This is a genomic window from Vibrio sp. 2130-1, from assembly GCF_033339515.1.
Window position 1 is genome coordinate 1 of record NZ_JAWOUT010000366.1, and the last position, 648, is coordinate 648.

A 648-nucleotide genomic window follows, 5' to 3' on the forward strand; every position below is an offset into this window, starting at 1 on the left:
GCTTCTTCCAACAAATTGATCCGCGTTGGCAGTTTGTTCTGCCAGAGAAGAACCCGTACATTTGTTACGACCTCGACCCAATGCCCTTTGAAAACGGGGGCTCACTACCGGAGTTGATTGAAGATCTCGAAGGTTTTCGCCTGTGGCATTTACAAGATGATGAGTTCCGAGTGCCGAAAGGCGTAGTGTACGTTGCGATCGACAGTTCTCACGCGGTCGCGTCGCCTAAGAATATTGTGAAAACACGTCTTTGTGTCGAAATGTTTTTGGACTCACTAGCCAAAGAAACCTACCAAGCTGAAATCGCGGGCATGGGCTACAACATGTATGCGCACCAAGGTGGTGTAACTTTGACGTTGTCGGGCTTCAGCCAAAAACTGCCGCAACTGCTTGAGATGATTTTACGCCGTTTCGCTGCTAGAGAGTTCAACCCGACTCGGTTTGAAACCATCAAACAACAATTATTACGTAATTGGCGAAATTCATCTCAAGATCGCCCAATTTCTCAACTGTTCAACGCATTAACAGGTTTGTTGCAGCCCAACAATCCTCCTTTCGCGACACTTGCAGAAGCGCTGGAAGAAATTGAAGTCGATGAGCTGTCGACATTCGTCGAGTCGATTTTGGCGGAACTCCACGTAGAAATGT

At 47.5% G+C, this 648-nt stretch carries 1 pseudogene; it reads left to right on the forward strand.

Features of this window, described 5'->3' with window-relative positions:
* Window positions 1-648, forward strand: a pseudogene (locus R7Q09_RS26270) (insulinase family protein); the annotation flags it as partial.